This window comes from Novosphingobium sp. JCM 18896 (assembly GCF_025938095.1).
Taxonomy (GTDB): domain Bacteria; phylum Pseudomonadota; class Alphaproteobacteria; order Sphingomonadales; family Sphingomonadaceae; genus Novosphingobium.
In genome coordinates, this window is the sequence record NZ_JAPCZF010000001.1 from 257,999 (window position 1) to 270,893 (window position 12,895).

The 12,895-nt window shown below is 66.6% G+C and carries 16 protein-coding genes and 1 other RNA gene; 14 read left to right on the forward strand and 3 right to left on the reverse strand.

The genetic code is table 11. The annotated features are described in order from the left end of the window. Positions 1-41: 41 nt before the first annotated feature. The 9 genes from OLX23_RS01190 to map all read left to right on the forward strand — a co-directional run bounded on the left by OLX23_RS01190 (position 42) and on the right by map (position 6,272). Positions 42-407: a hypothetical protein gene (locus OLX23_RS01190; RefSeq protein ID WP_264442354.1), complete on the forward strand. Its 366-nt coding sequence runs from the start codon at positions 42-44 to the stop codon at positions 405-407. A 52-nt stretch (positions 408-459) separates the two neighbouring features. Beyond that, positions 460-762 carry a hypothetical protein gene (locus OLX23_RS01195; protein WP_264442355.1) on the forward strand — a complete coding sequence of 101 codons (303 nt, stop codon included), beginning with the start codon at positions 460-462 and terminating at the stop codon, positions 760-762. 13 nt (positions 763-775) lie between these two features. Beyond that, positions 776-2,413, forward strand: a complete 1,638-nt coding sequence (ybaL, locus tag OLX23_RS01200; protein ID WP_264442357.1) for a YbaL family putative K(+) efflux transporter — start codon at positions 776-778, stop codon at positions 2,411-2,413. A 48-nt stretch (positions 2,414-2,461) separates the two neighbouring features. Further along, positions 2,462-2,956, forward strand: coding sequence for a GNAT family N-acetyltransferase (locus OLX23_RS01205; protein ID WP_264442359.1), 495 nt, complete (start codon positions 2,462-2,464; stop codon positions 2,954-2,956). A gap of 2 nt (positions 2,957-2,958) precedes the next feature. Beyond that, positions 2,959-3,750 (forward strand): transporter, encoded by a 792-nt coding sequence (locus OLX23_RS01210; protein WP_264442361.1) that lies wholly within the window; start codon positions 2,959-2,961, stop codon positions 3,748-3,750. Positions 3,751-3,770: 20 nt separating this feature from the next. After that, positions 3,771-4,190, forward strand: a complete 420-nt coding sequence (locus OLX23_RS01215; RefSeq protein ID WP_264442363.1) for a nuclear transport factor 2 family protein — start codon at positions 3,771-3,773, stop codon at positions 4,188-4,190. Between the two features lie 177 nt (positions 4,191-4,367). Then, entirely contained in the window at positions 4,368-5,213 is an 846-nt protein-coding gene (locus OLX23_RS01220; protein WP_264442365.1) for a flagellin, read from the forward strand. Between the two features lie 64 nt (positions 5,214-5,277). Then, complete coding sequence (locus tag OLX23_RS01225) at positions 5,278-5,490, forward strand: ParD-like family protein (RefSeq protein WP_264443694.1); 213 nt, start codon at positions 5,278-5,280, stop codon at positions 5,488-5,490. After that, entirely contained in the window at positions 5,487-6,272 is a 786-nt protein-coding gene (gene map, locus OLX23_RS01230) for a type I methionyl aminopeptidase (protein WP_264442367.1), read from the forward strand. Before OLX23_RS01225 ends, map begins: the two co-directional genes overlap by 4 nt. Positions 6,273-6,680: 408 nt before the next feature. Here map and rpoH read toward each other — a convergent pair whose 3' ends face one another. Next, on the reverse strand, positions 6,681-7,577 hold the full coding sequence (gene rpoH / locus OLX23_RS01240) for an RNA polymerase sigma factor RpoH (RefSeq protein WP_264442370.1): 897 nt from the start codon (positions 7,575-7,577) through the stop codon (positions 6,681-6,683). Between the two features lie 106 nt (positions 7,578-7,683). Continuing rightward, complete coding sequence (locus OLX23_RS01245; RefSeq protein ID WP_264442372.1) at positions 7,684-8,628, reverse strand: RluA family pseudouridine synthase; 945 nt, start codon at positions 8,626-8,628, stop codon at positions 7,684-7,686. A 15-nt stretch (positions 8,629-8,643) separates the two neighbouring features. On the opposite strand from OLX23_RS01245, the gene OLX23_RS01250 reads away from it, so the two are divergent. The 4 genes from OLX23_RS01250 to rnpB all read left to right on the forward strand — a co-directional run bounded on the left by OLX23_RS01250 (position 8,644) and on the right by rnpB (position 10,933). Next, positions 8,644-9,039 carry a Mov34/MPN/PAD-1 family protein gene (locus tag OLX23_RS01250; RefSeq protein ID WP_264442373.1) on the forward strand — a complete coding sequence of 132 codons (396 nt, stop codon included), beginning with the start codon at positions 8,644-8,646 and terminating at the stop codon, positions 9,037-9,039. A 101-nt stretch (positions 9,040-9,140) separates the two neighbouring features. Then, on the forward strand, positions 9,141-9,797 hold the full coding sequence (locus tag OLX23_RS01255) for a histidine phosphotransferase family protein (protein ID WP_264442375.1): 657 nt from the start codon (positions 9,141-9,143) through the stop codon (positions 9,795-9,797). Between the two features lie 83 nt (positions 9,798-9,880). Then, positions 9,881-10,504, forward strand: a complete 624-nt coding sequence (locus OLX23_RS01260) for an N-acetylmuramoyl-L-alanine amidase (RefSeq protein ID WP_264443695.1) — start codon at positions 9,881-9,883, stop codon at positions 10,502-10,504. 18 nt (positions 10,505-10,522) lie between these two features. Beyond that, positions 10,523-10,933, forward strand: an RNA gene (gene rnpB / locus OLX23_RS01265) — RNase P RNA component class A. A 200-nt stretch (positions 10,934-11,133) separates the two neighbouring features. Here rnpB and OLX23_RS01270 read toward each other — a convergent pair. Beyond that, positions 11,134-11,928 (reverse strand): metallophosphoesterase, encoded by a 795-nt coding sequence (locus OLX23_RS01270; protein WP_264442376.1) that lies wholly within the window; start codon positions 11,926-11,928, stop codon positions 11,134-11,136. A gap of 161 nt (positions 11,929-12,089) precedes the next feature. On the opposite strand from OLX23_RS01270, the gene OLX23_RS01275 reads away from it, so the two are divergent. Further along, on the forward strand, positions 12,090-12,881 hold the full coding sequence (locus OLX23_RS01275; protein WP_264442378.1) for a TorF family putative porin: 792 nt from the start codon (positions 12,090-12,092) through the stop codon (positions 12,879-12,881). The last annotated feature ends 14 nt before the right edge of the window (positions 12,882-12,895 follow it).

Here is a 12,895-nt window from a genome sequence, read left to right on the forward strand (position 1 = left end):
CGGCGATGACATTCGCGGCCAGGCTGCCTATGTTGTCGGCAATGGCAGCATCGACCGTTCCGCTTCAGCTTCTCCGGCGTTTCGTCGCGCCGCTGCTGTTGCTGATGATCTCGGTCCATGCCCTGACGCCGCTGGGCCAGCCGCTGCAGCGCATATCGGGATCGGCCTTCAGCGCCGAGACGGTCGAGGTTTCGTTGCGCTCTGGCCAGCGCGGTCAGGTGATCAAGCAGCAGGCCGAGGCACCCGAACCGGTGCTCGCCGAAATGCCGGCCATGGTGACGGTGCCGCGCGAGGCTTTCGTTTCCGCCACTGCGCCGGCCGTCCCCGGGCTCGGCCAGACGGGGCCGCCGCTCGCGGGCCGCACCAGCTTCAGTCCGCTCTCGCCGAGGGCCCCGCCTGCCGCCTGATGGAAGCCGGCCGCCTGCGCGCGGCCTCATCTCCCATCGAGTGAGCAGGACCATGACCACCAGCAAGACCAACACATCGGAGCGCAAGCTCCGCCGCCGCGCCATCGAGCGCATCATCGCCCTCTATCCCGACATCGGCCAGGAGCAGCTTCACCGGCTGTTCGACTACTTCCGCCTTGAGGCCAGCGCCGGCGACGTCGCGCGGATCGCGACCAATCCGCGCATCCGGCCGCAATATCGCCAGCTCTGCCGCGATCACCGGATCGACCGGCTGCGATCGGTCGATCGCCTGTTCGGCGTGATCGCGGCGGTGCTGGCCGCGGTCAGCCTCGTCTCGCTGACCGCCGGTTCCTGAGGCAGGAGCGCCCATGCCGCACCACATGCCGCTCATCGGAACGATCGTTGCCGGTCTCGTGATCGCCTTCCTGCTCGGCGCGCTCGCGCATCGCCTGCGCATGCCGCCGATCGTCGGCTATCTGCTCGCCGGCGTCGTCGTCGGGCCCTCGACCCCCGGCTTCGTCGCCGACGGCAAGCTGGCGGCCGAACTCGCCGAGATCGGCGTGATCCTGCTGATGTTCGGCGTGGGTCTGCATTTCACGCTCAAGGACTTGCTCTCCGTGCGCCGGATCGCCGTGCCCGGTGCCGTCGCGCAGATCGGCGTCGCGGTGGCGCTGGGCACCGGGCTCGGCCTGTGGCTCGGCTGGAGCCTGCTCGCGAGCGCGATCTTCGGCCTGGCGCTGTCGGTGGCGAGCACGGTCGTGCTGCTGCGCGCGCTGCAATCGCGCGATCTGGTCCAGACCGAACGTGGCCGCATCGCCGTCGGCTGGCTGATTGTCGAGGACCTGGCGATGGTCCTGGCGCTGGTGCTGCTGCCGCCGATCGTCGCGCTCCAGCTTGGGCAGAACGGCGCGGGCACGGCCGACATCCTGCGTTCGCTCGGCGAGGTCGCGCTCAAGCTCGCGGGCTTCATGGCCTTCATGCTGATCGTCGCGCGCAAGGTGATCCCGCTGGCACTGCACTGGGTCGCGCATTCGGGCTCGCGCGAGCTGTTCCGCCTGGCCGTGCTCGCGATCGCGCTCGGCGTGGCTTTCGGCGCAACCCTGGCCTTCGACGTGTCGCTGGCGCTCGGCGCCTTCTTCGCCGGTATGATCCTCGGCGATACCCAGCTCAGCCGCCGCGCCGCCGAAGAGACCTTGCCGCTGCGCGACGCCTTCGCCGTGCTGTTCTTCGTCTCGGTGGGCATGCTGTTCGATCCCGCCGTCGTGGTCGAGCAGCCGGGGCCGCTGCTGGCAACCGTGGCGATCATCGTCCTCGGCAAGTCGCTCGCGGCCTATGCGATCGTCCGCGCATTCGGCCATCCTTCGTCGACCGCGCTGACCATCTCGGCCAGCCTCGCGCAGATCGGCGAGTTCTCGTTCATCCTTGCGGGCCTGGGGGTGACGCTCGGCGCGCTACCGGCCGATGCGCAGGACCTGATCCTCGCGGGCGCGATCCTGTCGATCCTGATCAACCCGATCCTGTTCAAGCTGATCGTGCCCCGGCGGCGGTCCGAGGCGCCGGCGGCCGAGGCCGAAGGCGCCTCGGCAAACGAACCCGCGCATGCCGTGCTCGTCGGTTACGGCCGCGTCGGCCGATCGATCGCGCGGCGGCTGGCTAGTGACGCCCATGTCCTCACTGTGATCGAGGATCAGAGCGACATGGCGGCCGAAGCGCGCGAGGCCGGTCTCACCGTCGTTGCCGGCGACGCGACGGCGGTCGGCGTGCTCGAACAGGGCGGCCTCGAGAGCGCGGCGATCCTGCTCGTCGCCATTCCCGAGGGTGTCGAGGCCGGGGTCGTGGTTCGGCATGCGCGAGAGATGTGCCCGTCGCTGCACATCGTCGCGCGGGCGCACTCGCGCGAGCAGGCCGAGGACCTTCGCCGCTGGGGCGCCGACGAGGTCGTCCAGGCCGAGGAAGAGGCCGCGGCGCGGATGGCGGCGAGCGCGGTGCGGCTGGCGCGCATATAGCAGTATCGCGGGCTTGCCCGGCGGGCGGCGGCGGTCGAAGGGCAGGCCATGAACATTCGCGAAGCCATACCATCGGACGCCGCGGCGATCCTGTCGATCATCCTGCCCGTCATCCGCGACGGCACGACCTATGCGCTCGACGCCGGCATGGGCGAGGACGAGGCGCTCGCCTATTGGCTGGCGCCGGACAGGACCACCTTCGTCGCCGAGGACGAGAATGGCGAGATCGTCGGCACCTACTACCTGCGCGCCAACCAGGCGGGCGGCGGCGCGCATGTCGGCAATTGCGGTTACATGACCGGTGCCAAGGCGACCGGGCGCGGCGTGGCCAGCGCGATGTGCCGCCACTCGCTCGACCAGGCGCGGGTGCGCGGCTTTCGCGCGATGCAGTTCAACTTCGTGGTCAGTACCAATACGCGCGCGGTGGCGCTGTGGGAACGTCTGGGCTTTGCGATCGTTGGCCGCCTGCCTGGCGCCTTCGCGCATCGCGAAAAGGGTTTCGTCGATGCGCTGGTGATGTACCAGTCGCTCACGGAGGCCTGACCATGTTCCGATCCTGTCTGGCGATCTTCGCTCTGAGCCTGGCGACCCCCGCCTTGGCCGAAGAGGCGCGCGAGTTCTGCGCCGACCGGCCGGGGCTGGGAACGCCGGCCTGCACCCTGGCGCCGGGCAAGGCGATGGTCGAGATCGGCGCGGCCGCCTGGGATCGTTCGCGTGACGCGACGAGCATCGACGATGAAATAACGCTGGGCGATACCTTGCTGCGGCTGGGCGTGACCGAAACCACCGAGCTTCAGTTCGGCCTGACCGGGCACGTCATCCAGCGCAGCCGCGACCGCACGACCGGTGCGGTCGATCGCGTGTCGGGGCTGGGTGACGGCATGATCGCCGTGCGTCAGGGGCTGGCGGGACCCAACGGGAATATCGCGCTCCAGGCCTATGTCACCGTGCCGCTGGCCAAGCAGCCGATCGGCAGCGGCGAATGGAGCGGCGGCCTGCTGCTGCCCTTCGGTTTCGACCTGCCCAGCGGTTTCGAGCTGGACTTCACGCCCGAGATCGACCTCGCGGCGAACGAGAACCGCGGCGGGCATCACCTCGCCTGGGGCGGAGTGATCGGCGTGACGCACGACCTGGCCGAGGACCTGAGCCTGACCGGCGAGCTTGGTGCGCTGCGCGACGAGGATCCCTCGGGACACAGCACCGACGCGCGGCTGGCGCTGTCGCTGGCCTGGCAGCCGGTCGAGCGGTTCCAGATCGATTTCGAGGCCGACGCCGGTCTGTCCGACGGTGCGCCCGATCACAGCCTGGCGATCGGCCTAGCCTGGCAGTTCCGCTGAACGAGAGGGAGAGGGTTCAGATGAGCGACGAAATCGCGATCCAGCAGGTGATCAACCGCTATACCGACGGCTGCAACCGGCAGGACTGGCCGCAGGTCATGGCGACCTTCGCCGCCGACGGGATCTGGGAGGTCCAGGGCAACGAGATCCAGGGGCACGCGGCGATCCAGCCGGCGATGGCGGTGTTCCTGACGCAGATGGACTATTTCACCCAGACCGCTTCGGCCTCGGTGATCGAGATCGCCGGCGATCGGGCCACGGCGCGTACGACGATCCGCGAATGCGGCAAGTTCAAGGGCCGCGATGAGGCGCTCGAAGTGCTGGGGTTCTATGCTGACGAGCTGGTCAAGACCGCGCAGGGTTGGGTTTTCGCGCGGCGCAAGTTCACCAGTTTCGGGCTCCACCGCTTTCCGCTCGCACCCGGTCCGGCGCTGGGGTGAATTCTCGCGAGAATAGCGGCGTCTGAACAATTGGACGATGCTTATGGTTAAGATGGATATACTGGTGCCATATCCGTTTTGATTTGGTTGCGAATGGCGATGTAAGCTCTGCTGCGCTCGCCGTTCTTGCGATGACATGGAGCGTCGTCCCACCTCGCACCCGCAGGCCGTGCCGGCATGATCGGCATCAACACCTATGCGATCCAGAACGCGATCCGGCGTTCGGAATCGGCGGTGCAGACCTCGATGCTGCGGCTCTCGACGGGCAAGCGGATAAATTCGGCCAAGGACGATCCGGCCGGGCTGGCGATCGCCACGCGGATGGAGTCGGACATCGTCGGCATGCGCCAGGCCGTGCGCAACGCGCAGGACGGCATCAGCCGCGCGCAGACCGCCGAGGGCATGATCAACGAAGTCACCAACATGGCGCAGCGCATCCGCGAGCTGGCGCTGCAATCGGCCTCGGGCACCTATACCGACAACGATCGCAAGATGATGGACGCCGAGGTCCAGGAACTGAAGGCGCAGATCTTCGACACCTTGGGGCAGGGCCAGTTCAACGGCGTGCCGCTGTTCGACACCGCCGCCGCGGGCAGCGGGCCGGGCACGCCGGGAACCCCGGGCTACGGCACCGTCACCCTGCTCCAGATCGGCGCCCAGGCCGGCGACACCGTGTCCGCCACCACCGGCAATCTCGACCTGACCACGCTCGCCGCGCTGAGCGTGGCGACCAAGGCCGGGGCGAACGCGGCGCTCGGCACGGTCGACGACTTCGTCAAGAACACCAACACGGTCCGCGCCGGCCTTGGCGCCACGCAGAGCCGTTTGGAATCGACGATCAATCTGCTCAATACCAACATCGTCAATCTCAGCGACGCGCAAAGCCGGATCATGGACGTCGACTACGCCGCCGAATCCGTGTCGCTGGCCAAGGCGCAGATCACCTTGCAGGCGGGCATGGCGATGCTGGTTCAGGCCAACCAGATGCGCAAGGCGATGATCAAGGCGCTGCTCGACGTCTGACCGCTTGGCATCGGGATATACGGTCCATATACGATCGATATACGAATCGTATATGGAGGCCCCCTTGGGCATCGTGAACATCGACGAAGACCTGCACGATCAGCTACGCCGCGCGAGCAAGGTCTCGTGCCGCTCGATCAACGCCCAGGCGGCCTACTGGATCAAGATCGGCATGCTCTGCGAACTGAACCCGACCTTGAGCTTCAACGAGATCGTCGAGCGCGAGCTGAGTTCGGCGGGCGTTTCGCCACCACCGCTGGTGCTGAGCGCGGCATGACCAAGCAGCCCGAAGAGCTGGCGCTGATGGCCGAATCCGGCCGGCTGCTGGCCTCCGTTTTCGAGATGCTCGACCGGACCAAGCTGGCAGGGCGCTCGACGCTCGAGATCGACAGCCTGGTCGAGCGCTTCATCGTCGACGATCTCCAGGCCCGGCCCGCGAGCAAGGGCCAGTACGGCTATGGCTTCGTGCTCAACTGCTCGATCAACGACGTCGTCTGCCACGGCGTCCCTTCGGCCACCGAGATTCTGCGCGACGGCGACATCGTCAACCTCGACATCACGCTCGAGAAGAATGGCTTCATCGCGGATTCGAGCAAGACCTACATGGTCGGGCAGGTCGATCCGGCTGCCCGGCGGCTGGTCCAGACGACGTACGAAGCGCTGTGGATGGGCATCCGCGCGGTCCGTCCGGGGGCGCGGCTGGGCGACATCGGCTTCGCCATCGAACGCCATGCCAAGCGCCATGGCTATACCATCGTGCGCGAATATTGCGGCCACGGCATCGGCCGAGAGATGCACGAGGACCCGCAGATCCTGCATTTCGGCAAGCCGGGCACGGGAATGGTCCTGCGCGAGGGCATGGTCTTCACGATCGAGCCGATGGTCAATCGCGGCCGGCGCGGGGTCTGGACCGAGGACGACGGTTGGACCGTGCGGACCGAGGACGGCTCCTTATCGGCGCAGTTCGAACATACCGTCGCGGTGACAGCCTCGGGCGTCTCGGTGCTGACCTTGCGCGCCGATGAGCGGCACATGGTGGGCGGGCGGAAGGCGGCGTGAAGGGGCCTGGATCCTCCCCTGCAAGGGGAGGGGGACCGCGCGCGTAGCGGGTGGTGGAGGGGTGTCCCCCTCTCCGAGACGGTTACACCCCTCCGTCATCCCTGCGGGATGCCACCTCCCCTTGCAGGGGAGGATCTGAAGATGGCTGACCCACCGGCCGCGGCACTCGCTTGCCCTTGGTTTGGCTGGTCAGGTGGAACTGGTCGCAGCGATCGCAGCGATAGTGGCGGAGCTCGATCGTGGCCGCGCGCGCCGCGGTTTGCGCCGCATCCTCGGTCGGGAACCGCTGTTTCCTTCGGCAGATCGACAGGCGCGTGCGCATCGCGCGGTCATGCGCGGGGCGGGCAGGGCGCGCAAACAAAAACCCCCGCCGGTGAGGGCGGGGGTTTCGTTGGTTTGGTGTGAGTGTCAGAGCGCCGGGATCAGCCGCTTCTCGCCGGCGATGCGCTGCATCGCCTTCTGCAGCTTCTCGAAAGCGCGAACCTCGATCTGGCGGACGCGCTCGCGGCTGACGTGATAGACTTGGCTCAGCTCTTCGAGCGTCTTCGGGTCATCGATCAGGCGGCGTTCGGTCAGAATCTGCTTCTCGCGGTCGTTGAGGCTGTCCATCGCTTCGACCAGCATGTCGTGGCGCAGCCGCGATTCCTGGTCTTCGGCGACGATCTCGTCCTGCAGCGGGCCGTTGTCCTGCAGCATGTCCTGCCACTGGCCTTCGCCGTCCTCGCGGAACGAGACGTTGAGCGACGAGTCGCCACCCATCATCATGCGCCGGTTCATGTTGACCACTTCCTGCTCGGACACGCCGAGCTTGGTCGCGATCGTACGAACGTCGTCGGGATGCAGATCGGCATCCTCGTAAGCGTCGAGGTTCTTCTTCATCCGGCGAAGGTTGAAGAACAGCTTCTTCTGCGCCGCGGTGGTGCCCATCTTCACGAGGCTCCACGACCGCAGGATGAATTCCTGGATCGAAGCCTTGATCCACCACATGGCGTAGGTCGCCAGGCGGAAACCGCGCTCGGGCTCGAACTTCTTGACGCCCTGCATCAAGCCGATGTTGCCTTCGGAGATGAGCTCGGACACCGGCAGGCCGTAGCCGCGGTAGCCCATAGCGATCTTCGCCACGAGGCGCAGGTGGCTCGTCACCAGTTGCGCCGCGGCGTCGGGATCACCATGTTCCGAAAAACGCTTGGCGAGCATGTATTCCTGCTCGGGTGCGAGAATCGGGAATTTCTTGATTTCCGACAGGTAGCGGTTGAGGCTCTGCTCGCCGCCGAGTGTCGGGATCACCGGAAGGTTGCGTTCCATATCGAAGTACCCTGTTCCTTGTATGTCGGCGGGCCGTTGTCAGACCCTTACTAGGCATCTGCTGTTGCCGCCACGTATGAGTAATTTATAACACGATAGCTTTATTTCAGTTCCGCAATTCTCCGATCAGTGTGACCATGTCTTCCGGCAATTCCGATATGAAATGCACGGATTTTCCGGTGACCGGATGGACAAAGCCAAGCTCCGCGGCGTGAAGCGCCTGACGCTGGAAACCGAGTGCGGAGAGAATCGGCCGGAGCCGTGGAGAAGAGCGTCCATAGACAGGGTCACCCAATAGCGCATGGCCGATTGACGCCATATGAACGCGCACCTGGTGCGTTCGCCCGGTCTCGAGCCGGCATTCGACCAGGCTCGCGTTGCTGAGCGGTTCCAGCGTGCGATAGTGCGTGACCGCGTGCTTGCCGCGACCGTCCTCGACCAGCGCCATCTTCTTGCGGTTCGTCGTCGAGCGGGCGATCGCGCCGCGGACCGTGCCCGCGGGCGGGATCGGCCGGCCGCCGACCACCGCGCGATAGGCACGGACGATCGAATGGTCGGCGAACTGCCGGGCGAGGCCTTCGTGCGCCGCATCGCTCTTGGCGGCGACGAGAAGCCCGGAGGTGTCCTTGTCGATACGGTGGACGATACCCGGTCGCGCGACGCCGCCGATGCCCGAAAGCTGCCCCGCACAATGATGGAGCAGGGCGTTGACCAGCGTCCCGTCGAGATTGCCCGCAGCGGGATGGACGACGAGCCCGGCGGGCTTGTCGACCACGATCAAGTGCTCGTCCTCGTAGGCCACGACCAGCGGGATGTCCTGCGCCGCCGCCTCGGCCGGTACGGCCTCGGGCACGCGGATCGCGAAAGGCGTGCCTTGCGCGGGCTTGAGCGAAGCCTGGTTTACCGGCTTGCCCGACAGCGCGATGCGACCTTCGCCGAGCAGCGCCTTGACGCGCTCGCGCGACAGACCACTGGCATCTGCCAGCGCCTTGTCGAGCCGCAGCCCGTCCTCGGCTATTACGCCTTCGATGATGCTTTCCGCGCTACCCACGGGTACAAGATGGGGATGGTCCTTCTGGTCACAAGTGATGTTATTGCAACATTGATTGCAGAAGCAGCGAAAGCCGCTCCAGAGGAGTGTTGCGGGCTGCTGCTCGGGCGTCAGGGGTGTGTGGAAACTGCCATGCCAACGGCCAATCTGGCGGCTGATCGGCTCAGGCATTTCGAGATCGATCCGGCCGCGCTGTTCGCTGCCCACCGCGCCGCGCGCGCGGGCGGGCCCGAACTGATCGGCTATTTTCATTCGCATCCCAGCGACCATCCGGTGCCCTCGGCAACCGATTGCCAGCACGCCAGCGGCGACGAACGGGCATGGGCGATCGTCGCCGACGGAAGGGTGGCCTTCTGGCGCGACGGGGCGGGGGGCTTCGAGCCGCTTTCCTATGAAGTGGTAGACGGTTAAGGGGGACCGGAAGGTTTCGCGGTTCGCACCGGGATATTGTTTCCCAGGACCGCGTAAACTGTGTCAACTTCGGTCGAAATTGCGAACGGAATCAGGACGAAATGACGATCAGCCCTCTCGACCTTGCCAGCCTGCTCTGCTCGCGCCTTTGCCACGACATGCTGAGCCCGGTCGGGGCGCTCACCAATGGCCTCGAGCTGCTGTCCGACGAAAAAGACCCCGAGATGCGCCAGCGCTGCTTCGAGCTGCTCGAGCAGAGCGCGCGGATTTCCGCGGACAAGCTCAAGTTCTTCCGCCTGGCCTTCGGTGCCGCTGGTGGTTTCGGCGAGATGGTTTCGGTCACCGAGGCGCGCGCCTTGGTCGACGCGCTGGTCGGCAACAACGGCCGGATCGAGGTGAACTGGGCCCTGGCGAACGAGTCGCTGCCCAAGCCCGCGGTCAAGACCATGCTCAACCTCGCGCTGATCGCCATCGATTCGCTGGTCCGTGGCGGCACGCTCGACATCGGCGCCGAGTTCCGTGCCGACGAGAACGGCCAGGAGGCCAGCGAGATCGTCGTCCGCGCCACCGGCGCCCGCATCGCCTTCGATCAGGACATCGGCCGCGCGCTCGACGGTTCGCTGCCCGATCGCGAACTGGCCAGCCGCACCGCTCCTTCCGCCATGCTGCGCGAACTGGCGAGCAGCCTCGGCGGTCAGCTGCAATGGGCGCTGTCCGACGAGGCGCTGGTCCTGGGCGCGGTACTGCCCGTCGGGTAAGGAATAGTCCGGTGGTCAACCGCTGGCTGATCCATCACGAGCGGGCTTCGCCCAATTGGGACGAGCGCGCGCTGCGCGTCTCGATGGTCGTGCTCCATTACACGGGCATGCGCACCGCACAGGAAGCGCTCGACCGGCTCTGCGATGCCGAGGCCAAGGTTTCGGCGCACTATTTCATCGACGAGGCGGGCCAGGTGACCCAACTCGTGCCCGAGGAGAAGCGCGCCTGGCACGCGGGCAAGTCCTACTGGCGCGGGATCACCGACGTGAATTCGGCGAGCGTGGGCATCGAGCTGGCCAATCCCGGCCACGAATGGGGCTACCGCGAGTTTCCCGAGGCGCAGATGGACGCCTTGCTGCCGCTACTGGCCGACATCGTCGAGCGGCATCAGATCGCGCCGGTCAACGTCGTCGGCCATTCGGACATCGCGCCCGCGCGCAAGATGGATCCGGGCGAGCTGTTCGACTGGCCGCGGCTGGGCAAGCTGCGGTTGGCCCTGCCGATCCCCAAGGCCAAGATGAACCTGCTCTACGACAATCCCGGCGCTTTCTACCTGGCGCTCGAGCGGTTCGGCTATGACGTGACCGACGGCCACGCCGCGGTGCGCGCTTTCGAGCGGCGCTGGCGCCCGAACAAGATCGCGGGCGAGATCGACGGACAGCTCGGCGGAATCCTGTTCGAGCTGCTGTTGGAGCGCGACGACTGACGTGCTAGGGCGCCCCCGCCGGGGGACCGGGCAGCCGCGTCATCTTTCGGGATGCCGAGGAAAGTCCGGGCTCCACGAAACGAGGGTGGCGGGTAACGCCCGCCGGGCGCAAGCTTAGGGAAAGTGCCACAGAGAGCAGACCGCCTGTTTACAGGTAAGGGTGAAAGGGTGCGGTAAGAGCGCACCGCGCGGCCGGTAACGGTTGCGGCATGGCAAACCCCACCCGGAGCAAGACCGAATAGGGGCGACGGGCTTGTCTACGTCCGAAAGGATACGGGACAGGCGGGGCGGTTTCGGCCCCTGATCGCCCGGGTTGGTCGCTAGAGCGGCGTAGCAATGCGCCGCCAAGAGGAATGGCTGCCGTCGTCCGCATGTCCTTCTGGGATACTACGGGCGTCACAGAACCCGGCTTACAGGTCCCCCGGCATATTTCGGGCCTGGTCGAGCGTTTCGGGCGGAGCAGGACCTCGCCCTTCCTATCTAAGCCCCGTCATCCCCGCGAAGGCGGGGATCCATCACGTGAGCTCTCCAATCGAACCGCGGTGCAGGACGATAGCCCCGGAGATGGATCCCCGCCTTCGCGGGGATGACGGAGTTTGTTTGGTGCGGTGTCGAGCGGGCGGAGAGGACTAGACCGTCCGCGTCGCCACCGTGATCGCGCCATCGCGGTCGGTAGTCTCGATCAGCCAGCGACGATCGCCTTCGAGGCACAGCGCGGTGAGCCGGCCCGACTTGTAGGCGCCGGTGTCGATGCCGATGCGGTTCGGCCGCAGTTCGGGTTCGGGGACGATGGTGTGACCGTGGACCACCATGTGCCCGTGATGTCCGGCATGATCGAGGAACTCTTCGCGGATCCAGCGCAAGTCCTCGACGCGCTGGTCCGCGATCGGGGTGTCCGGTCGCACGCCGGCGTGGACGAACAGATAGTCGCCGATCACCGCGAAATCCTCGAAGCCGGCGATGAAGGCCAGGTCCTCGGCCGGCACGGCTTCGCGCATCAGCGCCTGGATCCCGGCGAGATCGGCCGCCGCGAAAGTGGCGCGATCGACCCCGTAGGACAGGATCGTCGCGTCGCCGCCATAAAGCAGGAAGCTGCGCAGGATCGCAGCGTCGTCGAAGCTCTGGAGGAACTTCTCCTCGTGGTTGCCCCATAGCATGCGGACCTTGCGCCGGCCCTGCCAGTCGCGCGCCGCGGATACGACCCCGGCGCTGTCGGGGCCGCGGTCGATCAGGTCGCCAAGCAGGACTACCGTGGTATCGGCCGGCCCGCGCGCCGCGTCGTCGGCCTCGATCGCAGTTTGCAGAGCCGCGAACAGGTCGAGCCGGCCGTGCACATCGCCGATCGCATAGATCCGCTCACCCGTCGGAACCGTGGCGATCTGCGCCGTCTTGGGCGCCCACAATTGGCGGATCGACTTGAGCATATGCCGCTCTGTTACGCCCGGAACGCGCGACAAGCGAGGCCTGCGCGACCTGTTGCCGAAAATCCTCGCCGCCGTGGCGCTGTGGCGGCTCGTCCGAAAACGGCTTGTGCGATCGGGCGCGGCTGTGCAGCCCGTAGAGGCGCTATATCGGGAATTTGCCTATGCTTTCGTCCTTCCGCCGTCTGATCGCCGTTGTCCTGCTGGCGGGCAGCGCCCTGGCCGCTGCGCCGGCCTGGGCCGACGAGACCGATCCACCGAGCGAGATTACGGTTCATGGCCACGCCGCGCTGCTCAGCGACTACCGCTTCCGCGGCCTCTCGCGTTCGAGCGGCGATCCGGCCGTGCAGGGCGGCATCGAGGTAAGCCACGCCAGCGGCTTCTATGCGGGGTTGGCGGCCTCATCGCTCGATCTCGGCGCAATCGGCCCGCTGACCGACCCCGCGCACAGCGACATGCAGCTCGACCTCTATGCCGGCTGGACCGGTCCGCTGACCGGCGGCTGGAACGCCGATGTCGGCTTGCTCTACGATGCCTTTCCTGCGGGTAATTTCGGCAAGGCCGAATTCTTCGAACCCTATGCCTCGGTCTCGACCACGCTCGGCCCGCTCAGCGGCAAGCTCGGCGTGAAATATGCCTGGAAGCAGCAGGCGCTGAATTTCAACGGCGGGCGCCGCGACGACAACCTCTACGTCCATCTCGATCTCGGCGCGGGCATTCCCAATACGCCGGTCTCGCTCTCGGCGCGGCTGGGCTACACCGATGGCGCGCTGTCGCCGAAGTACGCCACCGGCGAGACGGTCGACTACGCCGGCGGCCTCGATTGGGCGCTGGGCGCGAGCTATGCGATCACGCCGTTCCTGTCGATTGGCGGCCAGTACGTCGGCGTCCAGGGGCGCTCGATCGACGGCTATTCGAACGACACCGTGGTGGGCACGCTCAAGCTGTCGTTCTGATTTCACGCGAGCGG

Excerpts from the sequence above, each read along its gene's own strand:
- OLX23_RS01190 (WP_264442354.1), top strand. The coding sequence starts at position 42 with ATGGCAGCATCGACCGTTCCGCTTCAGCTTCTCCGGCGTTTCGTCGCG.
- OLX23_RS01195 (WP_264442355.1), top strand. The coding sequence starts at position 460 with ATGACCACCAGCAAGACCAACACATCGGAGCGCAAGCTCCGCCGCCGC.
- ybaL (WP_264442357.1), top strand. The coding sequence starts at position 776 with ATGCCGCACCACATGCCGCTCATCGGAACGATCGTTGCCGGTCTCGTG.
- OLX23_RS01205 (WP_264442359.1), top strand. The coding sequence starts at position 2,462 with ATGAACATTCGCGAAGCCATACCATCGGACGCCGCGGCGATCCTGTCG.
- OLX23_RS01210 (WP_264442361.1), top strand. The coding sequence starts at position 2,959 with ATGTTCCGATCCTGTCTGGCGATCTTCGCTCTGAGCCTGGCGACCCCC.
- OLX23_RS01215 (WP_264442363.1), top strand. The coding sequence starts at position 3,771 with ATGAGCGACGAAATCGCGATCCAGCAGGTGATCAACCGCTATACCGAC.
- OLX23_RS01220 (WP_264442365.1), top strand. The coding sequence starts at position 4,368 with ATGATCGGCATCAACACCTATGCGATCCAGAACGCGATCCGGCGTTCG.
- map (WP_264442367.1), top strand. The coding sequence starts at position 5,487 with ATGACCAAGCAGCCCGAAGAGCTGGCGCTGATGGCCGAATCCGGCCGG.
- rpoH (WP_264442370.1), bottom strand. The coding sequence starts at position 7,577 with ATGGAACGCAACCTTCCGGTGATCCCGACACTCGGCGGCGAGCAGAGC.
- OLX23_RS01250 (WP_264442373.1), top strand. The coding sequence starts at position 8,644 with ATGGTCCTTCTGGTCACAAGTGATGTTATTGCAACATTGATTGCAGAA.
- OLX23_RS01255 (WP_264442375.1), top strand. The coding sequence starts at position 9,141 with ATGACGATCAGCCCTCTCGACCTTGCCAGCCTGCTCTGCTCGCGCCTT.
- OLX23_RS01260 (WP_264443695.1), top strand. The coding sequence starts at position 9,881 with ATGGTCGTGCTCCATTACACGGGCATGCGCACCGCACAGGAAGCGCTC.
- OLX23_RS01270 (WP_264442376.1), bottom strand. The coding sequence starts at position 11,928 with ATGCTCAAGTCGATCCGCCAATTGTGGGCGCCCAAGACGGCGCAGATC.
- OLX23_RS01275 (WP_264442378.1), top strand. The coding sequence starts at position 12,090 with ATGCTTTCGTCCTTCCGCCGTCTGATCGCCGTTGTCCTGCTGGCGGGC.